The sequence below is a fragment of the Agromyces sp. NPDC055661 genome (assembly GCF_053618135.1).
Genome location: NZ_JBSHHC010000001.1, coordinates 2,404,567 through 2,424,736 on the forward strand (window position 1 = coordinate 2,404,567; position 20,170 = coordinate 2,424,736).

Here is a 20,170-nt window from a genome sequence, read left to right on the forward strand (position 1 = left end):
CCAGCCTCCTGAACGAAACGACGACGACGCACGATCGAAGGAGCGATTCCGATGAAGTACCTCATCCAGATCTACAGCAACCCCGAGTCGCGGGCGATGTGGGACACCTTCACCCCCGAGCAGCAGGCCGAGGGCTACGCGTACTACCAGGCGATCAGCGACGAGCTCGTGTCGAGCGGTGAGTACGTGGCCGCCGAGGCGCTCGCCGACGCCTCGCTCGCGAAGCGCGTGACGCAGACCGACGGCTCGGCGGTCGCGAGCGACGGCCCCTTCGCCGAGACGAAGGAGTTGCTCGCCGGGTTCTACCTCGTCGACTGCGAGACCGAGGCGCGCGCCGTCGAGATCGCCGGCCGCTTCCCCGAGGCCGAGTTCGGGCTCATCGAGGTCCGGCCGGTGCTCGACATGGCCGCACGCGGCGACGTCTGAGTCGTCGGCACGACGCCGGTCGAGCCGATGAGCGACGCCGTGGGCGATGCCGTCCGGGCACTGCGAGCCGCTGCACCGTCAGCGCTCGCGGTGCTCGTGCGGCGCTACGGCGACTTCAAGGCGTGCGAGGACGCCATGCAGGAGGCGCTCATCTCGGCATCCGCCCAGTGGCCTCGCGACGGCGTGCCCGACAGCCCTCGCGCCTGGCTCGTGCAGGTGGCGTCGCGGCGTCACATCGACCAGGTGCGATCGGATGTCGCGCGTCGCCGCCGCGAGTCGCTCGCCGTCGACCTCGAACCACCGCCCACGCCGGTCCCCGCGGTCGACGACACCCTCGCCCTGTTCCTGCTCTGCTGCCACCCGGCGCTCACCACGCCCTCGCAGATCGCGCTCACGCTGCGCGCGGTCGGGGGGCTCACCACCGCCGAGATCGCGCGTTCCCTGCTCGTGCCCGAGGCCACCATCGCCCAGCGCATCTCGCGGGCGAAGGCGCGCATCAAGGCGAGTGACGAGGGCTTCCGGATGCCGCGCGCCGACGAGCTCGAATCGAGGCTCGGCGCGCTCCGGAGCGTCCTCTACCTCGTCTTCACCGAGGGGCACACCGCGAGCTCGGGCGACCGGCTCGCGCGCGTCGACCTCTCCGCCGAGGCGATCCGCCTCACCCGGCAGCTGCACGACGCCGACCCGGATGCCTCGGGCGAGACGACCGGGCTCCTCGCCCTCATGCTCCTCACCGACGCCCGCCGCGCCGCCCGCACCGACGATGCGGGTGCGATCGTGCCACTCGACGAGCAGGACCGTTCGGGCTGGGATCGCGCCATGATCGACGAGGGCGTCGCCCTGGTGTCCGCTGTGCTTGATCGGGCGCCCATCGGTCCGTACCAGTTGCAGGCCGCGATCGCGGCGGTGCACGACGAGGCCGACTCGACCGCGACGACCGACTGGCTCGAGGTCCTCGGGCTCTACGACCTGCTCGCGCGCCTGGCCCCGAGCCCGATGGTGACGCTCGGGCGCATCGTCGCGCTCGCGATGGTGCAGGGCCCCGAGGCCGGACTCGCGGCGCTCGACCGGGCCGAAGCCCAGCGCGACGGCGGACTGACCGACCACCACCGGACCTGGGCCGTCCGCGCGCACCTCCTCGAGCAGTCGGGGTCGACGGATGCCGCGTCGCTCGCGTTCGCGGAGGCCGCACGCCGCACGCTCAACGGCCCCGAGCAGCGCTACCTCGCGTCGAAGGCGGAGCGCCTGCGCAGCTCGGCGGGGTGAGGCGTCGCGAGGATCAGAGGTCGAGCACCTCGAGCGCGACCTCGACGTCGTCGCCCTCCTCGATGCCCTCGGCCGTGCGTACGGCCTTCTTCACGGGCAGCACGTAGCTGCCCTGCTTCGAGTCGGGGAAGATCGACGTCGACCAGGTCGTGCCGCCCACGGTGACGCGCACGCGCACGGACCCGAAGCCGCGCGGCATTCGCGGCACCTCGCGGATGTCGTCGCCGTACTCCTCGGGCAGTGTCACGAAGAACCAGCCGCCCTGCGCGCTCCACTCCCAGAGCGGCGCCGTGAAGCGGAATCGCATGCCCGGATGCTACCGGCGACCACCGACGCGGCGTCGCGGATCGTGCCGGTCGCGCGGCTCGGGCGCGGACTCGTCGGGCAGCGGGACGGTGGTGTGCTCGTCGGGCGCGCGCAGCGGCATCGTCACGGTGACCGTCGGCGCCTCCGACCCGAACAGCGCGGCGAGCGCGTCCTGCGAAGCCTCGAGCGCCTGATCGTGCCCCGGACGCGGCGCCGTGTGCGGGCTCCACTTCGTGCCGTCCCAGTAGCGGAGGACCGCGGCATCCGTCGCGTCGTCGTACCAGCCGGCGGTGCGACGCTCAGGCACCGTCGCGCTCCTTGCGGCTCAGGCGCACGGCGCGCACGGCGAGCTGCACCGCGGCGATGACCATGAGCGCGGCGAACAGCCATGCCGACCACTCGGGCGAGAGCAGGAACGCGATGGCGACGCCGCCGAACGAGGCGAGGGTCGCCGGGATGCCGACCACGAGCGCCACTCGGAGGTCGACGATGCCCGCGCGCGTGTTCGCGACCGTGCCGCTGATCGCCGTGGGGATCATGACGGCGAGCGAGGTGCCCTTGGCCACGAGGTCGCCCATGCCGAACAGCGCGATGAAGGCGGGCACCATGATGACGCCGCCGCCGATGCCGAAGAGGCCCGAGGCGATGCCGATCACGACGCCGAGCGCGATCATGCCGAGGATCGGCAGGACGTCGAACTCGATCGTCGTGTCGCCGCCGCGCACCGGCGCGACGAGCACCATGCGCACGGCCACCGCGACGAGCAGCGCGACGAACAGCCAGCGCAGCCAGCCGAGCGAGAGCCTGCGCAGCAGCCACGACCCGATCCACGAGCCGACGATGCCGCCGATCGCCACGAAGAGCGCCGCGAGCAGATCGATCTCGCCGTTCGCGAAGTACGTGAGCGAGCCGGCGAGCGCGGCGGGCACGATGGCCGCGAGCGAGGTGGCCGATGCGCGCCGCTGGTCCATGCCGGCGACGAGGATGAGGAGCGGGACCATGAGGATGCCGCCGCCGACGCCGAACGCGCCCGACAGCAGGCCGCCCGCCGCCCCGACGAGCGCGAGGCGCACCCACGGCACGCGCGCCTGATCGGCGGGCGCATCGGGGGAGGTCACCCGCCCAGCGTACCGGCGCGCGAGCGCGCGATCAGGCGGCGCGGTCGCTGCCGGCGAGGAGCGCGGTGGACTCGGCCCGCACCGTCGAGGCGGCGGTCACGGTCGGCTCGACCGAGGCCTCGGGCAGCGACTCGAAGGCCGGCACCGGGAGGGCAGTGGCGACCCGGACGGATCGGCGCACCATGCGGGCGGCGAGCACGAGGACCACGCCGAAGACGGCCCCGGCCGTGTTCATCACGAGGTCGCGGGGGTCGGAGATGCGGTGCGGCTCGGGCACCTGGATCAGCTCGATGACGGTGGTGAACGCGAGCCCCGCCAGCAGGGCGAGGAGCCAGCGGCGACGCGGGATGAGCAGGGCGGCGAGGATGCCGACCGGGATGAACAGGGCCACGTTGAACGCCATCTCGGAGAGGTAGCCGGTGGTCCAGGTGGTCGTCGCCGTCCACGAGTCGGGATTGAGGATGCCGCCCTCGAGCTGGCTGCCGGGGGTCGTGCGCCACGGCGTGGGCCCCACCGTCACCCACAGCACGAGGGCTGCGTAGGCGAGGGCGACGAATCGCAGGGGGCGGCGGTTCATTCCACGATTCTCCTCCGGTTCCCTATGAGCAGGCTGGCACGTTGCCGCATGTCCGCCGATCGTCCACATCGGGCCCCTGTCGAGGACGAGTTGGCCTCGAGTCAGCCACGAGTCGGCCTCGAGTCAGCCTCGAGTCGGCCACCCCTGACGTCCTCGCATCCGCGTCATCGCACGTCACCTGTGGATGAAACCGTGCCGGATCGGCCCGCGTGCATTAGTGTTGGTTGACCTCCATCAGCGGGCATTCGCCCGCGCCTCCATCTGATTGCCCGGAGGCGGACCGATCCGCATGGCATGACCCGATACGAGACGGCGGATGCCGAGCGCATTCCGTCCCTCGCCCAAGACGCCTCGGCGGCACCGTGTCGCCGGAGCCGCGATCGACCGCCGATCGCACCGGGCACGCAGCCGGCGGCCCGCATGAGAGAAGGACAGCAGTATGGCAACCGGAACCGTCAAGTGGTTCAACGCCGAAAAGGGCTTCGGCTTCATCGCCCCCGACGACGGCAGCGCCGACGTCTTCGCACACTTCAGCGCCATCACGGGCAGCGGCTACCGCTCGCTCGAAGAGGGCCAGAAGGTCGAGTTCGAGGTCGCGCAGGGTCCCAAGGGCCTGCAGGCCGAGAACATCCGCGGCCTCTAGGCTCCGCGAACCCGGACGCCGCCGCGACTCGTTCGCGGCGGCGTCCGTCGTCCCAGCCGACGCCTGAGACGAAGAACGGGCTCAGTCGGGGCGCACGGATGCCGCGGCATCCGTCACCTCGTCGCGCCATGTGTGACGCGGCTCGTACCCGAGCATCCGGCGCGCCTTGTCGATCGAGAGCATCGTGTCGTTGACCCCGAGGTCGCCGCGCACCGGAACGTCGGGGAACACCTCAGCGACGAGCTCGGCGTTCGGCCGGGTCATGACCGTGTCGGCCGCGGCGATGATGTAGCGCTCGAAGCCCGGCTTCCGTGCAGCGAGCGCGAGGCTCACGGCCTGCGCGCCGTCGCGCGCGTCGATGTAGCCCCAGAGGTTCCACTTGCGCAGGCTCGCGTCGGCGTCGAACGACGGGAACGCGTCGTAGTCGGCCGGGTCCATCACGTTCGAGAAGCGCAGCGCCGTGATCGAGAGCTCGGGGTGCCAGCGCACCAGCTCGATCGCCATCTGCTCCTCGAGGTGCTTCACGAGCGAGTACGTGCTCTCGGGTCGCGCCGCGTACTCCTCGTCGACGGGGATGTACGGCGGCGGCACGTCGAACGGGAGGCCGAGCACGGTCTCGCTCGAGGCGTAGACGATGCGCCCGATGCCGAGGCGGCGGGCCGCCTGGAACACGTTGAACGTCGACAGCATGTTGTTGTGGAAGGTCGCGACATCGCTCACGATGCCGGGCGCCGGGATCGCGGCGAGGTGCACGATCGCGTCGACGCCCGCGTGTCGGTCGTCGACGCCCGCGATGGCGTCGATCACCTGCCCGTAGTCGGTGAGGTCGACGCGGGTGACGGACTCGCGGTCGCCCTGCTGGTCGAGGTTGACGACCTCGTGGCCCTCCTCGCGGAGCGTACGGACGACGGTGCGGCCGAGCTTGCCCGACCCACCGGTGACGGCGATGCGCATGCGTCAAGTCTCGCACCGGATGCCGCGGCCCCGCGCCGCGGCATCCGGCGCCGTTCACCGCGCTCTCGTGCGCGGCTTCGCGGCCGCCCTGGCATTCGGGGCGCCGTTCTCGGCGGCCTTCCCGGCGGACGCCTTCGCATTCGCCTTGGCCTTCGGCGAGCCGTTCTCGATGCCCTTCGACGTCGCGTTCGACCCGGTCGCGGCCCGACCGCGCGGCACCGGCGGCTTCGGCTTCGCGCTCGGCGGCTGCGCCATGAGCCGTTCGACGGCCTTCGCCATCGTGACGCCCCGCATGGCGTCGAGGTGCACCTCGATCGCGCGGAGGTCCGTGCGCAGCGCGGGGTCGTCGACGCGCGCGCGGAGCCGGCGCAGGACCTTGACGCCCGCGTCGACCTCCTCCGCCGTGAGCTTCACGGTGTCGTCGCGCGCGAGCCCCGCGCTGCGCTTCACCAGCTCGGCGGACTCGGCGAGCAGGTCGCGATCCTGGAGCGCGGCCGCCAACGCGGGCACCTCGACGCGTTCGAACAGTGCGATCCACTCGCGTCCGGCGTCGGTCGTGGCGAGCAGCTTGTCGCGGACCTTCCGCAGCGCGTTGACCTCGGTCTGCGCGCGGAAGAACTGCAGGCCGATGAGCTCGATCGCGCAGATGCTCTGCTGGAGGAGTGCCACCATGCCCGACTTCGCGTCGCGCTTGACCGGCTCGGGGTCGGCGGGGTGGAACGACTCCTCGGCGGAGCCCACGTACGGCCCCGTCTCGAACGTGAACCCGTACGTCTTGTTGAGGCGCGAGTTTGCGATGTGACGGCTGTACGTGTAATCGCTCCACGTGCCCGTGGTGGGGTAGAGCGCGATGCCCGCCTGGTTCGCGTACGTGCGGCCGCGCACGGCCGTGATGGCGTCGCGGATGCGTCCGCCAACCGTCTGGAACCGCTGCAGGTCGCGCGGCGGGATGTACTCCTGGTACCCCGGCACGCCGATGGGCGCGCACGTGCCCGTCGGCAGCGTCGTGAACCGCTTGGACGGATCCGTCGTCTGCGACGGCGCGTGCCCCCACGGCCACAGGATCAGCTCGGAGTACGAGTGGACGTCGACGAACGTGTCCACCCGGTGCGTGTCGAGCAGGTGCTTCACGTTGCGGTTCTCGGGCTCGCTGAACGCGCTCGGGCCGACGTAGATGTCGGTGCACGGGTTGCACGAGGTCTGGCCCTGCGTCACGCCCCACACGAAGTCGGCATTGCGATTGAGGTCGACGCCGATGCATGTCGTGCCCGCGTTCGTCCGGCGGTTCTTGCGCCACATGCCGTCGATCGTCATGACGTGCACGCGACCGTCGGGGTTCACGCACGGCACCATCCAGATGTCGAGGGCCTCGAGGATGAGCTTCACGTCCGCGGCGGGCCAGCGGCGGCCGCCGTAGACGAGATCCCGCTCGTTGACGTAGCTCGTGAAGAGGTCGACGGCGAGCTCGACGATCGCGTCGGGGTTCATGAGCTCGCGCGCGTGCGTGCCGCCGACGAGGAGCACGCCTCGGCGCTCGGGGCCCGTGCCGGCGCGCAGCCGGAGGGCGAAGACGGGGCGTCCCTGCACGGATGCCTCGGGCAGCTGGATCCGCGTGAAGAAGTCGGGGAACCACGTGGCGAGGAGCTGCGTCAGCGAGTCGAGCTGCGCGACGGTGCGGTACATCAGCCTTCCTCCTCACGCGGGATGCCGGCGACGCGTTCGTCGAGCCAGCGCCTGGCGTCCTCGTCGGACTCGATGAGCGACGGATCGAGCGGCGCGATCGGCACCGTGCGGAACACGCGCACCTCGTAGCCGCGTCGCACGAGCTCGGCGAGCTCGTCCGCCGTGACGACGACGCGCACCCCGCCCTGCGGGTCGGGGATGCGGTCGAGGTCGAGGTCGGACACCTGCGCCAGCGCGACGTCGCGCTCGCCGGGGTGCACCGTCGCCTCGAAGCGGCCGCCCTCCGGGCGGCCCGGCGCCTCGTCGACGGTCACGTCGCGTTCATCGCGCTCATCGCGCTTCGATCGCCTGGCCATGAGATTCCCCCTCAGGTCGATGGCACGCCCGAGGGTCGATGGCGCGTCCGGCGCACTCGTGCAGGCACCACGACTCGTGCGGGCACGTCGAACGGGCTCCCCCCGGACCCCTCTGCGCGTCAACGTACTCCCGCCGCACAAGTGACGCAACCTCAGGTTCGATGGGTGCACGGATGCCGCGTCGAACACCGTCATGACGTCGTCGGATGCCGCGGACTGACGTGGGAGGGACGGTGTTCGGCTCAGCGCGGCATCCGGGGCCTCACAGGCCGTGCACATGTGCAGCCCATAGCGTTCGAGCATCTGCAGCGGGCGATCGCCCGCGACCCCCGGCTGGGAAGTCGACGACCCGCTGGGAACCCGACATCTCACACACCGAAACGATCGGTGCGATCAGGGCCACGAGGCCCCGCACCGGCTCAGCCGACATCACCCGCAGCTACACGGCCCTCTCCCGAGTGGTCCGCGAATCCGGCCTCCTGCATCGCACGCGCTGGTTCTACCTCGGGCTCGTCGCGCTGCTGACGCTCGCCCTCGGCGGCGCGATCACCGGGTTCATCCTGCTCGGCGACTCGTGGTTCCAGCTCCTCATGGCCGCCGCATTGGGGCTCATCTTCACGCAGTTCGCCTTCCTCGCGCACGAGGCGTCGCACCGGCAGGTGCTGGAGTCGGGGCCCGCCAACGACCGCGCCGGGCGGATCCTCGCCGCGGGCGTCGTGGGCATCAGCTACTCGTGGTGGATGACGAAGCACACCCGCCATCACGCGAACCCGAACCGGGTCGGCAAGGACCCCGACATCGAGTTCGACACGATCTCCTTCACCGAGACGGATGCCGCGAGGCAGCGCGGCCTGCTTGCGCTCATCGCGCGTCGACAGGGCTGGCTCTTCTTCCCGCTGCTCACCCTCGAGGGCCTGAACCTGCACGCCCGGTCCATCCGGACGCTCTTCGACCGCGGGCCGGTCAAGGGTCGGTGGATCGAGCTCGGGCTCATCGCCGTGCGATTCGCGGTGTACCTCGGGGCGATCTTCTGGGTGCTGCCGCTCGGCATGGCGTTCGCGTTCCTCGGGGTGCAGCTCGCCGTCTTCGGCGTCTACATGGGCGCCTCGTTCGCGCCGAACCACAAGGGGATGCCGCTCATCCCGGCCGACGTGAAGCTGGACTTCCTCTCGAAGCAGGTGCTCACCTCGCGCAACATCTCGGGCGGCCTCTGGGCGAGTGCGCTGCTCGGCGGCCTCAACTACCAGGTGGAGCACCACCTCTTCCCGAACATGCCGCGTCCGCATCTCGCGAAGGCGCGCGAGATCGTGCGCGAGCACTGCCGCACGCTCGACGTTCCCTACACCGAGACGACGCTCGTGCGCTCGTACGGCATCGTCATCCGCTACCTCAACGAGGTCGGCCTCTCGGCTCGGGACCCGTTCGACTGCCCGATGGTGAACCGGTTCCGTCGGGCGTGACGCTCGTCGGGTCCCGGCCCTCCACCCCGTGCGCGCCGGGTCTTCGTGTCGGGCATCTTCGGAGCTTCGCTCCATAGGGTCGTCACGACGCCGATGTTCGCGGACACCCCAGGAGGATTCCCCCATGCAGTGCCCCAATGACGCCACCGTCCTCGTGATGAGCGAACGCAGCGGAATCGAGATCGACTACTGCCCGACGTGCCGCGGCGTGTGGCTCGACCGCGGCGAGCTCGACAAGATCATCGAGCGCGACTCCCGCGACTACGGACAGGCCGCACCGGCCGCCCAAGCTCCCGCCGCGCCGACCGCCCCCGCTGCGCCACCCTCGCCGCCGCAGGCGCCCGGGTACTCGCAGCCCTCCTACGGGCAGCCGTCGTACGACCGCGCCTACGACAGCCGCGGGTACGGCGACCAGGGCCAGTACCGCAAGAAGAAGAAGGAGAACTGGCTCTCCGAGCTCTTCGACTGAGCAGCCGGCGGCCGCGCCTCCGGCGCGTCGCTGTCGACGGGAGGAGATCCGCACGAGCGGAGGAGCCTGCGCGCTGCAGGCACCTCCCGCGGTGCGGATCCCCTCCCGTCGTGCTGCGCCCGGCCCGCGGCCGTCACCCATCGGACGCGATTCAGGCGATCGGCCGCCGTTCAGGCAGCGATGCGGCATCCGTGCCTGAATCCGCGCCGATCGCCTGAGCCACGGCATCCGTCGCCGGGCTGCCGAAGCGTGCGACTCAGGCCGCGAGCGCCTCGAGCACCCGCCGCGCGACCGAGGCGCTCGACTGCGGGTTCTGGCCGGTGATGAGGTTCCCGTCGACGACCACGTGGTCGCTCCAGGGCGCGGCGGATTCGACGACGACGCCCGCGTCGCGGAGCGCGGTCTCGACCCACCACGGCGTGTTCTCGCCGGTGCCGCCCGTGCGCTCCTCCTCGTCGGTGAAGACCGTGAGGCGACGTCCGGCGAACGCGTTCGTGCCGTCGGCGAGCGTCGCGGACAGCAGTGCGGCGGGTCCGTGGCAGAACGGCGCGATGATCGTGCCGGCGTCGTTCGCCGCGACGAGCACGCGACCCACGGCCGGGTCGACGGCGAGGTCGGCCATCGGGCCGTGACCGCCCGGTAGCACGACCGCGGCGAAATCGCCCGGGTCGACGTCGGCGACGGGGACCGCCGCGACGAGCTCGTCGGCGATCGACGCGAGGTACGACTCGAGCTCGGCGACGGTCTCGGCGCTCCCGACGACGTCCGCGTCGAGGCTCACGGCGTCGACCGTGGGGGTGACGCCTCCCGGCGTGGCGATCGTGACGCGGTGGCCGGCCGCGACCAGGTCGCGGTGCGCGGTCACGAGCTCCTCGGCCCAGAAGCCGGTCGGATGCTCCGACCCGTCCTTCATGGTGAGGCTGGTCGCGCCGGTGACGATCATGAGGAGGTCGCTCATTCGTGTTCCTGTTCTGTGGGAGTGGGACTGGGTCGGGGTTCGGTGCGCTCGTGGGCCGCGCTCAGGCGACGGATGCCGCGGGCTCGCGCTCGGGCGAGTCGGACGACGTCGCGGCATCCGCTCGGGGCGCATTCGCGGCATCCGCCCGCTCGGCGCGACGTGCCGTGAGGGCCGCGACCGCCATGACCGCGAGCGCGGTGAGCGTGATGATGGCGCCGGCCCAGATGGGCGACGCATATCCGAGGCCCGCGCTGATGCCGACGCCGCCCGCGAAGGCGCCGAGCGCGTTGCCGAGGTTGAAGGCGCCGATGTTCGCGCCCGATGCGAGCGTGGGGGCCGAGGCGGCGTAGCGCATGATGCGGCTCTGCAGCCCGGGCACCGTGCCGAATCCGAAGGCGCCCATGAGCACGAGCAGCACGACGGTCGCGATGGGGCTCCACGCGAGCCAGGCGAAGAGCGCGAGCACGACGACGAGCGCGCCGATGAAGACGAGCAGTGTGCCGTCGATCGAGCGGTCGGCGAGGCGTCCGCCGACCCAGTTGCCGACGACGAGGCCCGCGCCGAAGAGCACGAGCAGCCAGGGCACGGCGGTCGCGTCGAAGCCGCTCACCTCGGTGAGCGTGTAGGCGATGTACGTGAACGCGCCGAACATGCCGCCGAAGCCGAGGACGGTCACGAGGAGAGACTGCCACACCTGGCCCGAGCGGAACGCGCCGAGCTCCCGGCGCAGGCTCGGTGCGGGCCCGTCGCGATGGAGCGCCGGCACGAGGGCGGCGATCCCGATGAGGGCGAGCACGCCGATCACGGCGATCGCCCAGAAGGTCGCACGCCAGCCGAACTGCTGGCCGAGGAACGTGCCGAACGGCACGCCGAGCACGTTCGCGGCGGTGAGCCCGGTGAACATGACGGAGATGGCGCCGGCGGCCTTCTCGGGTGCGACGAGTCCGGCCGCGACGACCGAGCCGATGCCGAAGAACGCGCCGTGGCAGAGGGCGGCGATGACGCGTCCGGTCATCATGACCTCGTAGGTCGGGGCCAGGGCCGACAGCGCGTTGCCCACGATGAAGAGCACGAGCAGGCCCATGAGCACGGGCTTGCGGGGGAGCCGCGTGGTGGCGGCAGTCAGGCCGAGGGCACCCACGACGACGGCGAGGGCGTAGCCCGAGATGAGCCAGCCCGCGGCGGCCTCGGTGACGCCGAAGTCGGCGGCCACCTCGGGCAGCAGGCCCATGATGACGAATTCGGTGAGGCCGATGCCGAAGCCCCCGATGGCGAGGGCGACGAGTCCGAGTGGCATGCGGAAGATCTCCTGAGAAGCGGTACGATAGTTGCAGACGCGTTCTATTGCGAACGCGGGCACAATACTTGCACACGCAAATACAAAGCGCAAGCAACTACTTGGGACGTCGGTGGGGTGGTATCCGTCCGGCGGACCGATCGACAAGTCAACAAATCGACAAATCGACAAATCGAGAAATCGACAAATCGACAAATCGACCGAACTCACGAACAGAGAGACCGACCGAGGAGCATCACATGGGCATCGCCGACGACGCGGTCGAGGTGCGCGCTCAGGGCTGGCGCACGCTCGCCGCCCTGCACGGCATGATCGAGGCCGAGCTCGAGCGCGCGCTCGCGGCATCCGTCGACCTCTCGGTCGTCGAGTACACCGTGCTCGACGCGCTGAACCGGCAGGATGGCTGGCACATGCGCATGCAGCAGCTCGCGCGCGCCGCCGCACTCAGCCCGAGCGCCACCACGCGCCTCGTGAACCGGCTCGAGGACCGGGCGCTGCTCACGCGCATCCTCTGCGCCGACGACCGCCGCGGGATCTACACCGAGCTCACGCCCATCGGCCGCGCGCTCTACGAACAGGCGCGCCCGATCCACGACGAGACGCTCGAGCGCGTCCTGGCCGAGGCCGCCGAGCAGCCCGAGCTCGCGCCCGTCGTCGAAGCGCTGCACGGCGCGGCGGTGCCCGCCGCCGGCTGAGCGACGAGCAACGAGGCCCGGCGCGGCGCGAGCGCGATTCAGGCGATCGGCCGCGATTCAGGCTGCGATGCGGCATCCGCGCCTGAATCGGCGCCGATCGCCTGAGCCTGAGCCTGAGCCTGAGCCTGAGCCTGAGCCTGACCGGGCGCGACCGGCAGACACGGCGACGCGGCGCGCACCGCCCGGCTGACACGACGACGCGGCATCCGCCGCTCGAGCTGACGGATGCCGCGTCGTGATCGTCAGGCGGCCGCGCCGCCGATGTTGATGAGCCAGCTCACGCCGAAGCGGTCGACCAGCATGCCGAACGCGTCGCCCCAGGGCGCCACCTCGAGCGGCTGCACGATCGTGCCGCCGTCGGCGAGCTTGTCCCAGTAGCCGCGCAGAACCGCGTCGTCCTCATTGGGGCCCGACAGCGACACCGAGAATCCCGAGATGCCGTTGTAGTCCATGCGCTTGGGCGTGTCGGCGCCCATGAGCGTGAGGCCCGGCCCGTCGAGCTGGGCGTGCATGACGAGGTCGTTCTCGGACGGGTCCTCGGCCGACTGGAAGTCGGCGAACGTGCTGACGTTGAGGTCGCCCCCGAAGACGGAGTGGTAGAACTCCATCGCCTCGCGGGCGTTGTCGCGGAAGTTCAGGTACGGGTTGAGCGTGACCATCGTGGCCTCCAGATCGTCGTCGGTCCTCCGCCCGATTCTGCTCCGGATGCCGCGGCGACGCGAGGGGTTCTCGGCAACTCTTGACGACCATCCGCGATCGGCGTACAGTTGTAATCAACCAAACAGTTGATCAAGCATCGAGTTGACAAAGGAGGCTGACATGATCTACGACCCGAGTGCCGATGACCGCCTCGACCGGGCCTTCATGGCCCTCGCCGACCCGGTGCGCCGCCGCATCATCGCACGGCTCAGCCGCGGCCCGGCGACGGTCAACGACCTGGCCGAGCCGTTCGAGATCACCAAGCAGGCGGTCTCCAAGCACATCCAGGTGCTCGAGCAGGCGGGGCTCGTGACGCGCACGCGCGACGCGCAGCGCCGGCCCGTGCACCTGGATGCGGCGCAGCTCGAGGCGCTCACCGCATGGGTCGACCGCTACCGGCTGATCCACGAGCAGCAGTTCCGCAACCTGGACGCGCTGCTCACCGACCGCGGCACGGACGCCGCGGCATCCGACACCGATGCCCCGCAGGGCGGGGCCGCACAGGAAGCGACGGAACCATGACGAACCCCGTCACCATCAACGCCCCCGAGGGGCTCCCATTCATCGAGATCATCCGCGAGTTCGACGCGCCCGTCGAGGCCGTCTTCCGCGCCCACTCCGAGCCCACGCTCGTGAAGCAGTGGCTCGGGCCCAACGGCTACGAGATGGACATCGAGCGCTGGGACTTCACGACCCAGGGCGGCTACCGCTACGTGCACCGCAACCCCGAGGGCGAGGAGTACGCGTTCAACGGCACGTTCCACACCGTGCGGCCCAACGAGTTCGCGGTGCAGACCTTCGAGTTCGAGGGCGTGCCCGACGTGGTCGCCGTCGAGTCGATGACGTTCGAAGACCTGGGCGACGGCCGCACCCGGCTGCGCGGCTGGTCGACCTACCCCAGCGTCGAGGCCCGCGACGGCATGGTCGAGTCCGGCATGGAGATCGGCCTGCGCGAGGGCTACGAGCGCCTCGACGCGATCCTCGACGCCTGACCCCATCACCGCGCACGATCACGCGAAGAGCGAAGAGAACGGAGCACATCATGGACTGGACCCTCGAGGTCGTCCTCCTCCCCGTCACCGACATCGACCGGTCCGTCGCGTTCTACCGCGACCAGGTCGGGTTCGACCTCGACCACGACACGCGCAACGAGCACATGCACGTGGTGCAGCTCACCCCGCGAGGATCCGGTTGCTCGATCGTGATCGGCGACCTGCCCTCGCAGCGCGAGATGGCGCCGGGCTCGATGCGCGGCCTGCAGCTCGTGGTCGCCGACGCGGCCGCCGCCCGCGAGGAGCTCGTCTCCCGCGGCATCGAGTGCAGCGAGATCACGGTCTTCGACGAGCGCGACGGCGGCACCTTCTTCGGGTTCGCCGATCCCGACGGCAACACCTGGGCCGTGCAGCAGATCAAGGCGCGCGGCGAGCGGCCGCTCATCCCGCTCGACGCCCGCCAGCGCTTCGGCGCGGAGCAGGAGGGCTGACGGTACGGCCGATCACCTCGGCGGTGCCCAGCGGATGCCGCGGGCCGTCCCCATCAGGGATCGGAGCCGCGGCATCCGCTCGTCTGCGCCCCCGCCTGCGCGTTCGTGCCGATGTCCCCCGATCACGTGTGGAAACCCGGCGACATCCGACCGCCGAACCATTGCATCGAGCCGCCGGCGCGGCGATCATGATGCGGGGGGTTCTGACATGGGGAGGCAGGCGAAGGCGACCTGGATCGGCGATCACGGAACCGCAGCATCCGTGACGCTGCACCTGGAGGCCGCCGGATTGCAGATCTCGGGCGAGCGACGAGGGCGCGTGCCCCGTTCGGCGTGGTCGCATGTGGAGGCGGCCGACGGCGTGGTGTCGTTCGAGGCCGATGGATTGACGTACCGGTTCGAGCTGGGCGCGGCGGCGCCGACGTGGGCGACGGCGCTCACCACGCCGCCGCCAACGCTCGCGGAGAAGCTCGGGGTGTCCGACGGCGAGGCGGTCGCGGTGCGCGGTGCGCTGCCGCTGCCCGAGCTCGACGAGGCGCTCGCCGGCGCCACGCGGGTGCCGCCGTGGGAGGCGGACGTGGTCGTGGTCGTGGTGCACAGCGACGCCGAGCTCGAGTCGCTCCCGGTGTGGTTCCGGGAGTGCGGCATCGCCTCGCACGTGTGGGTGGTGCACGGCAAGGGCCGGACGAGCAGCGCACCCGGCGACAACGCCGTGCGCGCCGTGCTGCGTGGCGCGGGATGGCGCGACACCAAGGTCAGCGCGGTGGCCGACGAGTGGTCGGCCACGCGCTACTCGCCGACGAAGGCATCATGACGGCCGAGCCCAAGGTGCTGCGGTACGCCGCGTTCACCGACGATCCGGCGGGCGGCAACCCGGCGGGCATCGTCCTCGACGCGTCGACGCTCGACGACACGGCCATGCAGGCCATCGCGACCGAGGTCGACTATTCCGAGACCGCGTTCGTGACGGGTCGCGACGGCGACCTCCGCACGGTGCGGTACTTCTCGCCGATCTCCGAGGTGCCGTTCTGCGGCCACGCGACCATCGCCACCGCGGTCGCCATCGCCGAGCGCGAGGGCCCCGGCATCGTGCGGTTCGCGACCCCGGTCGGCGAGATCTCGATCGAGACCCGCGACGACGGGAACGGGCTGCGCGCGGCCTTCACGAGCCCCGACACCGACCTCGCGCACTTCCCCGAGTTCGCGCTCGACGCCCTGCTCGAGCTCATCGGCGTCGACCGCGTGCACCTCGACGAGCGGTACCCGCCTCGGATCGCCACCGCCGGCGGCCGACACCCGGTGATCGTCATCGCCGACGCGAACGTGTTCGACGACTTCCGGTTCGACCCCGGCGCCATGCGCGCGTTCATCGACGCGCAGGGGTGGCCGCTCACGATCGCCGTGCTGCATCGGGTTTCGGATGCCGCGGACGGCGCCCTGCACTTCGAGGCGCGCAACATCTTCCCGGTCGGCCGCATCACCGAGGACCCGGCGACGGGCTCGGCCGCGGCCGCCGTCGGCGGCTACCTGCGCGGACTCGGCGCGGTGCACCCGCCGGCCCGCGTCGTGATCGAGCAGGGCCGGCACGTCGGCCGCCCGGGGCGGCTCATCGTCGACATCCCCGAGCAGGGCGGCATCGTCGTGAGCGGGCGGGCGGTGCCGATCCGCTGAGGTGCGGGCGCGGCATCCGTCGACGACATGACGTGGCCTCCGCCGACGATTCGGCGGGGCATCCGTCACCCCCACCCGCGGCTAGGCTCGACCCCATGCAGACCCGCACCCTCGGCCGCACCGGCCGCACCGTCTCCGCGATCGGCCTCGGCACCTGGCAGCTCGGCGCCGACTGGGGCGACGTCGACGAGGCCGACGCGCTCGCCGTGCTCGACGCGGCGTACGACTCGGACGTCACGTTCTTCGACACCGCCGATGTCTACGGCGACGGCCGCAGCGAGACGCTCATCGGACGCTGGCTGCGCGAGCACCCCGGCTCGGGCGTGACGGTCGCCACGAAGATGGGCCGGCGGATGCCGCAGGAGCACGCCAACTACTCGCTCGACCACTTCCGCGCCTGGACCGATCGCTCACGCGCGAACCTCGGCGTCGACACGCTCGACCTCGTGCAGCTGCACTGCCCGCCGACCTCGGTGTACGCCGACGACCGCGTGTTCGACGCGCTGGACACGCTCGTCGACGAGGGCGCGATCGCCGACTACGGCGTGAGCGTCGAGAAGGTCGAGGAGGCGCTCACCGCGATCGCCCGTCCCCGCGTCGCGAGCGTGCAGATCATCCTCAACGCGTTCCGGCTGAAGCCGCTCGACGACGTGCTGCCCGCCGCACGCGCGAACGGCGTCGGCATCATCGCGCGCGTGCCGCTCGCGAGCGGCCTCCTGTCGGGCCGCTACACGCTCGAGACCGAGTTCGCCGCGAACGACCACCGCAGCTTCAACCGGCACGGCGAGTCGTTCGACGTCGGCGAGACGTTCTCGGGCGTCGACTACGCGACCGGGGTGCGCGCGGCATCCGAGTTCACCGAGTTCACGCGCCAGGCGGCGCCCGACGCCACCGCCGCGCAGGTCGCGCTCGCCTGGGTCGCCGCGCAGGACGGCGTGAGCTCGGTCATCCCCGGCGCGCGAAACCCCGAGCAGGCGCGGGCGAACGCGGCCGCGGGGTCGCTCGAGCTGCCGGCGTCGTTCCAGTCGCAGGTGCGCGAGCTCTACGACCGCGACATCCGCCCGCTCGTGCACGATCGCTGGTAGCGCGGCTCAGCGCGACTCGTACTCCCAGCCGGTGACCCAGGTCGGGTCGATGCCGTGCTCGTACGCGTACTCGCGCGCCGCGTTGCGCGCCGCGTGCCACTCGTCGGCGATCTCGGCCACGCCGGGTCGCTCGGCGAGCCCGGGCACCCGGTGGATCACGTCGAGCGCGAGCCGGTACCGGTCGAGGTCGTTGAGGTGCAGCATGTCGAACGGCGTCGTCGTGGTGCCCTTCTCGACGAAGCCGCGCACGTGCAGGTTCGCGTGATTGGTGCGCCGGTAGGCGAGCTGGTGGATCAGCGACGGGTAGCCGTGGAACGCGAACACCACGGGCCGATCCTTGGTGAAGATCGCATCGAACGCGAGGTCGTTGAGCCCGTGCGGATGGTGCGACGGATCCTGGAGCCGCATGAGGTCGACGACGTTCACGACGCGCACGCGAAGGTCGGGCAGCCGCTCGCGCAGCAGCAGGGCGGCCGCGACGGTCTCCATCGTCGGCACGTCGCCCGCGCAGGCCAGCACGACGTCGGGCACGGATGCCGCGGGGTCGGCCGCGTCGTACCCGGGCTCGTTGCTCGCCTCGGCCCAGATGCCGATGCCCTGCTCGACGTGCGCCTCGGCCTCGGCGTGCGTCATCCACTGCGGCGCCGGCTGCTTGCCCGCCACGATGACGTTGACCCGGTTCTGCGTGTCGAACACGTGGCGCATGACCACGAGCAGGGTGTTCGCGTCGGGCGGCAGGTACACCCGCACGACGTCGGCTTGCTTGTTCACCACGACGTTGAGGAAGCCCGGGTCCTGGTGCGAGAAGCCGTTGTGGTCCTGCCGCCACACGTGCGAGGACAGGAGGTAGTTGAGGGAGGCGAGGTCGCCGCGCCACGGCACGTGGGTCGCCGACTCGAGCCACTTCGCATGCTGGTTGAACATCGAGTCGACGATGTGGATGAACGCCTCGTAGCTCGTGATGAGCCCGTGCCGCCCGGTGAGCAGGTAGCCCTCGAGCATGCCCTGCATGAGGTGCTCGCTGAGCGCCTCGGTCACGCGGCCGGTGCGGGCCAGGTGCTCGTCGAGCGGATGCAGCGACTCGGCCCAGACCCGCTGCGTCACGTCGAACACCGCGCCGAGCCGGTTCGACAGCACTTCGTCGGGACCGAAGAGCCGCACGTCGTCGGGGTTGCGCCGCATGAGCTCGGCGAGCCATCCGCCGAACACCCGCGTCGACTCGGAGGAGTCGCCGCGGTCGCCGGGATCGACGTCGACCGCGAAGTCCTCGGTCGGCGGCAGGTCGAGCGGTCGCACGATGCCCGCGTTCGCCACGGGCGTCGCGCTCATCCGCAGCTCGCCGCGCGGCCGCAGCGGGCCGAGGTCGGCGACGGGCCTTCCGTCGGCGTCGAAGAGCTCGTCGGGGCGGTACGACCGCAGCCACGCCTCGAGCATCCCGAGGTGCTCGGGGTTCTCGCGCACCTCGGCCAGCGGCACCTGATGCGCGTGGAACGTGCCCTCCACCTGCACCCCGTCGACGACGCCGGGTCCCGTCCAGCCCTTGGGCGTGCGCAGCACGATGGCGGGCCAGCGCGCCGCGTTCTCGTCGAACGCGCCCCCCGCGGCATCCGCCCGGATCGCGGCGATGCGCTCGTAGGCGACGTCGATGGCGTCGGCGAGCCGGCCGTGCACCGCCATGTGGTCCTCACCGTCGAAGCCGCCCGTGACGAGGAGCGGCTCGTAACCGTTGCCGCGGAAGAAGTCGACGAGCTCGGCCTCGGGGATGCGCGACAGGAGCGTCGGGTTCGCGATCTTGTAGCCGTTGAGGTGCAGGATCGGCAGCACCGCGCCGTCGGTGACCGGGTTCAGGAACGAGTGCCCGCGCCAGCTCGCGGCGAGCGGGCCGGTCTCGGCCTCGCCGTCGCCGATGACGCACGCGACCACGAGGCCGGGGTTGTCGAGCGCCGCCCCGAACGCGTGCATGAGCGAGTAGCCGAGTTCGCCGCCCTCGTTGATCGAGCCCGGCGTCTCGGGCGCCGCGTGGGACGGGATGCCGCCGGGGAACGAGAACTGGCGGAACAGCTGCTCCATGCCCGGGCGGTCGAAGGTGATCGCGGGGAACAGCTCGGAGTACGTGCCGTCGAGCCACGTGTTCGCGACCATCGCCGGTCCGCCGTGCCCGGGTCCGCACACGTAGAGCGTCGGCGTGCCGCGCTCGACGATGGCACGGTTGAGGTGCGCGTAGACGAGGTTCAGGCCCGGCGACGTGCCCCAGTGCCCGAGCAGCCGCGGCTTGACGTCGTCGGGCTCGAGCGGGCGGTCGAGCAGCGGGTTCCGCATCAGGTAGATCTGGCCCACGCTCAGGTAGTTCGCCGCACGCCACCAGGCGTCGACGACCTCCAGGTCGACGGATGACCCGCCGCTCGACGCCACGTCGTCGCCGCCGCTCAGACCGGCCGCCTCCCGAGTGCGAGCAACGACCATCCGTAGAGCACGGCGATCACGCCGGTGCCGGCGGCGAGGAGCGCCACGCCGAACGCGACGATCGAGGTGAAGAGCGAGGTGCGGAGGTACGAGGCCGTCGCCGCGGTCTCACGCAGCGGGTCGTCCTGGTCGAGCTCGGCGTAGGTCTTGCCGCCGGTCGCCGCGAGCGCGTGCTTCTGGATGACCTCCGCCTGCGCCCACGCGGTGATCGGGTCGAGCACCTGCTGGCCCTGCGCGAAGGCGGCGTCATCGCTGACGACGATGTTCTCCTCGGCCAGCTGCGTGGTGACGCCGATCCACGCGGCGACGCCGCCGAGGATCATCAGCGCGCCGATGACGATGCCGACGATGCCGGCGAATCGGGAGCCCCCGCTGCCCCGCTTGGGCTGCTCCGTCGTGGTGCGTTCGGTGTCGTCCACCTGTCCGCTCATGGCTTGTTCCCCCTCCCAGTCGGGGGCGATTCTCGCCCTCGGGGGCAGCGTATCGGGCGCTGTCGGTTGCGCGGAAGAGGTCAGGCGGGACGATCGGCGGGGTCCGCCCGCGGAGTAGGCTCATGGCGAT

At 71.3% G+C, this 20,170-nt stretch carries 24 protein-coding genes; 12 read left to right on the top strand and 12 right to left on the bottom strand.

Going from position 1 to position 20,170, the window contains the following annotated elements:
- Nucleotides 1-51 precede the first annotated feature (51 nt).
- Nucleotides 52-426 carry a YciI family protein gene (locus ACWGO8_RS10985; RefSeq protein ID WP_376953682.1) on the top strand — a complete coding sequence of 125 codons (375 nt, stop codon included), beginning with the start codon at nt 52-54 and terminating at the stop codon, nt 424-426.
- Between the two features lie 39 nt (nt 427-465).
- Nucleotides 466-1,692: an RNA polymerase sigma factor gene (locus ACWGO8_RS10990; RefSeq protein WP_452043096.1), complete on the top strand. Its 1,227-nt coding sequence runs from the start codon at nt 466-468 to the stop codon at nt 1,690-1,692.
- A 13-nt stretch (nt 1,693-1,705) separates the two neighbouring features.
- Here ACWGO8_RS10990 and ACWGO8_RS10995 read toward each other — a convergent pair whose 3' ends face one another.
- The 4 genes from ACWGO8_RS10995 to ACWGO8_RS11010 are packed head-to-tail and all read right to left on the bottom strand — an operon-like array spanning nt 1,706 to nt 3,693.
- Nucleotides 1,706-1,999, bottom strand: coding sequence for a DUF1905 domain-containing protein (locus ACWGO8_RS10995; RefSeq protein ID WP_452043097.1), 294 nt, complete (start codon nt 1,997-1,999; stop codon nt 1,706-1,708).
- A 9-nt stretch (nt 2,000-2,008) separates the two neighbouring features.
- Nucleotides 2,009-2,305 (bottom strand): DUF2510 domain-containing protein, encoded by a 297-nt coding sequence (locus ACWGO8_RS11000; protein WP_452043098.1) that lies wholly within the window; start codon nt 2,303-2,305, stop codon nt 2,009-2,011.
- A complete protein-coding gene (locus ACWGO8_RS11005) occupies nt 2,298-3,116 on the bottom strand; it encodes a sulfite exporter TauE/SafE family protein (RefSeq protein WP_452043099.1) in 819 nt (272 codons plus the stop codon). Before ACWGO8_RS11005 ends, ACWGO8_RS11000 begins: the two co-directional genes overlap by 8 nt.
- A 31-nt stretch (nt 3,117-3,147) precedes the next feature.
- On the bottom strand, nt 3,148-3,693 hold the full coding sequence (locus ACWGO8_RS11010) for a VanZ family protein (protein WP_452043100.1): 546 nt from the start codon (nt 3,691-3,693) through the stop codon (nt 3,148-3,150).
- Between the two features lie 439 nt (nt 3,694-4,132).
- Between ACWGO8_RS11010 and ACWGO8_RS11015 the strand changes: the two genes are divergently transcribed.
- The gene (locus ACWGO8_RS11015) at nt 4,133-4,336 is read left to right on the top strand and encodes a cold-shock protein (RefSeq protein ID WP_056733649.1); all 204 of its coding nucleotides are present in this window, start codon (nt 4,133-4,135) and stop codon (nt 4,334-4,336) included.
- An 81-nt stretch (nt 4,337-4,417) separates the two neighbouring features.
- On the opposite strand, the gene ACWGO8_RS11020 is transcribed toward ACWGO8_RS11015, so the two are convergent.
- The 3 genes from ACWGO8_RS11020 to ACWGO8_RS11030 are packed head-to-tail and all read right to left on the bottom strand — an operon-like array spanning nt 4,418 to nt 7,329.
- Entirely contained in the window at nt 4,418-5,290 is an 873-nt protein-coding gene (locus ACWGO8_RS11020; protein WP_452043101.1) for an NAD-dependent epimerase/dehydratase family protein, read from the bottom strand.
- Between the two features lie 54 nt (nt 5,291-5,344).
- The gene (locus ACWGO8_RS11025; RefSeq protein ID WP_452043102.1) at nt 5,345-6,973 is read right to left on the bottom strand and encodes a M14 family zinc carboxypeptidase; all 1,629 of its coding nucleotides are present in this window, start codon (nt 6,971-6,973) and stop codon (nt 5,345-5,347) included.
- A complete protein-coding gene (locus ACWGO8_RS11030; RefSeq protein WP_452043103.1) occupies nt 6,973-7,329 on the bottom strand; it encodes a hypothetical protein in 357 nt (118 codons plus the stop codon). Before ACWGO8_RS11030 ends, ACWGO8_RS11025 begins: the two co-directional genes overlap by 1 nt.
- Nucleotides 7,330-7,712: 383 nt before the next feature.
- On the opposite strand from ACWGO8_RS11030, the gene ACWGO8_RS11035 reads away from it, so the two are divergent.
- Together ACWGO8_RS11035 and ACWGO8_RS11040 are read left to right on the top strand one after the other, a co-directional pair.
- Nucleotides 7,713-8,789 carry a fatty acid desaturase family protein gene (locus ACWGO8_RS11035; RefSeq protein WP_452043554.1) on the top strand — a complete coding sequence of 359 codons (1,077 nt, stop codon included), beginning with the start codon at nt 7,713-7,715 and terminating at the stop codon, nt 8,787-8,789.
- 124 nt (nt 8,790-8,913) lie between these two features.
- Nucleotides 8,914-9,258 (top strand): TFIIB-type zinc ribbon-containing protein, encoded by a 345-nt coding sequence (locus tag ACWGO8_RS11040; protein WP_452043104.1) that lies wholly within the window; start codon nt 8,914-8,916, stop codon nt 9,256-9,258.
- 256 nt (nt 9,259-9,514) lie between these two features.
- Here ACWGO8_RS11040 and ACWGO8_RS11045 read toward each other — a convergent pair whose 3' ends face one another.
- Together ACWGO8_RS11045 and ACWGO8_RS11050 are read right to left on the bottom strand one after the other, a co-directional pair.
- Nucleotides 9,515-10,216, bottom strand: a complete 702-nt coding sequence (locus ACWGO8_RS11045) for a type 1 glutamine amidotransferase domain-containing protein (RefSeq protein WP_452043105.1) — start codon at nt 10,214-10,216, stop codon at nt 9,515-9,517.
- Between the two features lie 61 nt (nt 10,217-10,277).
- Nucleotides 10,278-11,513 carry an MFS transporter gene (locus tag ACWGO8_RS11050; RefSeq protein WP_452043106.1) on the bottom strand — a complete coding sequence of 412 codons (1,236 nt, stop codon included), beginning with the start codon at nt 11,511-11,513 and terminating at the stop codon, nt 10,278-10,280.
- Between the two features lie 239 nt (nt 11,514-11,752).
- Between ACWGO8_RS11050 and ACWGO8_RS11055 the strand changes: the two genes are divergently transcribed.
- Complete coding sequence (locus tag ACWGO8_RS11055; RefSeq protein ID WP_452043107.1) at nt 11,753-12,208, top strand: MarR family winged helix-turn-helix transcriptional regulator; 456 nt, start codon at nt 11,753-11,755, stop codon at nt 12,206-12,208.
- Between the two features lie 242 nt (nt 12,209-12,450).
- Here ACWGO8_RS11055 and ACWGO8_RS11060 read toward each other — a convergent pair whose 3' ends face one another.
- Nucleotides 12,451-12,867: a VOC family protein gene (locus ACWGO8_RS11060; RefSeq protein ID WP_452043108.1), complete on the bottom strand. Its 417-nt coding sequence runs from the start codon at nt 12,865-12,867 to the stop codon at nt 12,451-12,453.
- 160 nt (nt 12,868-13,027) lie between these two features.
- On the opposite strand from ACWGO8_RS11060, the gene ACWGO8_RS11065 reads away from it, so the two are divergent.
- From ACWGO8_RS11065 to ACWGO8_RS11090, 6 genes are all read left to right on the top strand, one after another.
- On the top strand, nt 13,028-13,429 hold the full coding sequence (locus ACWGO8_RS11065) for an ArsR/SmtB family transcription factor (protein WP_452043109.1): 402 nt from the start codon (nt 13,028-13,030) through the stop codon (nt 13,427-13,429).
- Nucleotides 13,426-13,899, top strand: coding sequence for an SRPBCC family protein (locus ACWGO8_RS11070; RefSeq protein WP_376953697.1), 474 nt, complete (start codon nt 13,426-13,428; stop codon nt 13,897-13,899). Before ACWGO8_RS11065 ends, ACWGO8_RS11070 begins: the two co-directional genes overlap by 4 nt.
- 50 nt (nt 13,900-13,949) lie before the next feature.
- Entirely contained in the window at nt 13,950-14,390 is a 441-nt protein-coding gene (locus ACWGO8_RS11075; RefSeq protein ID WP_376953698.1) for a VOC family protein, read from the top strand.
- 208 nt (nt 14,391-14,598) lie between these two features.
- Nucleotides 14,599-15,204, top strand: coding sequence for a hypothetical protein (locus ACWGO8_RS11080; RefSeq protein ID WP_452043110.1), 606 nt, complete (start codon nt 14,599-14,601; stop codon nt 15,202-15,204).
- Nucleotides 15,201-16,061: a PhzF family phenazine biosynthesis protein gene (locus tag ACWGO8_RS11085; protein WP_452043111.1), complete on the top strand. Its 861-nt coding sequence runs from the start codon at nt 15,201-15,203 to the stop codon at nt 16,059-16,061. The genes ACWGO8_RS11080 and ACWGO8_RS11085 overlap by 4 nt, the downstream gene beginning before the upstream one ends.
- 95 nt (nt 16,062-16,156) lie before the next feature.
- Nucleotides 16,157-17,146, top strand: a complete 990-nt coding sequence (locus tag ACWGO8_RS11090) for an aldo/keto reductase (RefSeq protein ID WP_452043112.1) — start codon at nt 16,157-16,159, stop codon at nt 17,144-17,146.
- Nucleotides 17,147-17,152: 6 nt separating this feature from the next.
- Here ACWGO8_RS11090 and ACWGO8_RS11095 read toward each other — a convergent pair whose 3' ends face one another.
- Together ACWGO8_RS11095 and ACWGO8_RS11100 are read right to left on the bottom strand one after the other, a co-directional pair.
- On the bottom strand, nt 17,153-19,609 hold the full coding sequence (locus tag ACWGO8_RS11095) for a phosphoketolase family protein (RefSeq protein WP_452043113.1): 2,457 nt from the start codon (nt 19,607-19,609) through the stop codon (nt 17,153-17,155).
- On the bottom strand, nt 19,573-20,040 hold the full coding sequence (locus ACWGO8_RS11100) for an aromatic ring-opening dioxygenase LigA (RefSeq protein WP_376953706.1): 468 nt from the start codon (nt 20,038-20,040) through the stop codon (nt 19,573-19,575). The genes ACWGO8_RS11095 and ACWGO8_RS11100 overlap by 37 nt, the downstream gene beginning before the upstream one ends.
- Nucleotides 20,041-20,170: the final 130 nt, after the last annotated feature.

Coding starts and splice junctions, on each gene's coding strand:
- ACWGO8_RS11080 (WP_452043110.1), top strand. CDS start 14,599: ATGGGGAGGCAGGCGAAGGCGACCTGGATCGGCGATCACGGAACCGCA.
- ACWGO8_RS11085 (WP_452043111.1), top strand. CDS start 15,201: ATGACGGCCGAGCCCAAGGTGCTGCGGTACGCCGCGTTCACCGACGAT.
- ACWGO8_RS11025 (WP_452043102.1), bottom strand. CDS start 6,973: ATGTACCGCACCGTCGCGCAGCTCGACTCGCTGACGCAGCTCCTCGCC.
- ACWGO8_RS11075 (WP_376953698.1), top strand. CDS start 13,950: ATGGACTGGACCCTCGAGGTCGTCCTCCTCCCCGTCACCGACATCGAC.
- ACWGO8_RS11045 (WP_452043105.1), bottom strand. CDS start 10,216: ATGAGCGACCTCCTCATGATCGTCACCGGCGCGACCAGCCTCACCATG.
- ACWGO8_RS11030 (WP_452043103.1), bottom strand. CDS start 7,329: ATGGCCAGGCGATCGAAGCGCGATGAGCGCGATGAACGCGACGTGACC.
- ACWGO8_RS11065 (WP_452043109.1), top strand. CDS start 13,028: ATGATCTACGACCCGAGTGCCGATGACCGCCTCGACCGGGCCTTCATG.
- ACWGO8_RS11015 (WP_056733649.1), top strand. CDS start 4,133: ATGGCAACCGGAACCGTCAAGTGGTTCAACGCCGAAAAGGGCTTCGGC.
- ACWGO8_RS11040 (WP_452043104.1), top strand. CDS start 8,914: ATGCAGTGCCCCAATGACGCCACCGTCCTCGTGATGAGCGAACGCAGC.
- ACWGO8_RS11020 (WP_452043101.1), bottom strand. CDS start 5,290: ATGCGCATCGCCGTCACCGGTGGGTCGGGCAAGCTCGGCCGCACCGTC.
- ACWGO8_RS11055 (WP_452043107.1), top strand. CDS start 11,753: ATGGGCATCGCCGACGACGCGGTCGAGGTGCGCGCTCAGGGCTGGCGC.
- ACWGO8_RS11090 (WP_452043112.1), top strand. CDS start 16,157: ATGCAGACCCGCACCCTCGGCCGCACCGGCCGCACCGTCTCCGCGATC.
- ACWGO8_RS10985 (WP_376953682.1), top strand. CDS start 52: ATGAAGTACCTCATCCAGATCTACAGCAACCCCGAGTCGCGGGCGATG.
- ACWGO8_RS11095 (WP_452043113.1), bottom strand. CDS start 19,609: ATGGTCGTTGCTCGCACTCGGGAGGCGGCCGGTCTGAGCGGCGGCGAC.
- ACWGO8_RS10995 (WP_452043097.1), bottom strand. CDS start 1,999: ATGCGATTCCGCTTCACGGCGCCGCTCTGGGAGTGGAGCGCGCAGGGC.
- ACWGO8_RS11070 (WP_376953697.1), top strand. CDS start 13,426: ATGACGAACCCCGTCACCATCAACGCCCCCGAGGGGCTCCCATTCATC.
- ACWGO8_RS11050 (WP_452043106.1), bottom strand. CDS start 11,513: ATGCCACTCGGACTCGTCGCCCTCGCCATCGGGGGCTTCGGCATCGGC.
- ACWGO8_RS11100 (WP_376953706.1), bottom strand. CDS start 20,040: ATGAGCGGACAGGTGGACGACACCGAACGCACCACGACGGAGCAGCCC.
- ACWGO8_RS11060 (WP_452043108.1), bottom strand. CDS start 12,867: ATGGTCACGCTCAACCCGTACCTGAACTTCCGCGACAACGCCCGCGAG.
- ACWGO8_RS11010 (WP_452043100.1), bottom strand. CDS start 3,693: ATGAACCGCCGCCCCCTGCGATTCGTCGCCCTCGCCTACGCAGCCCTC.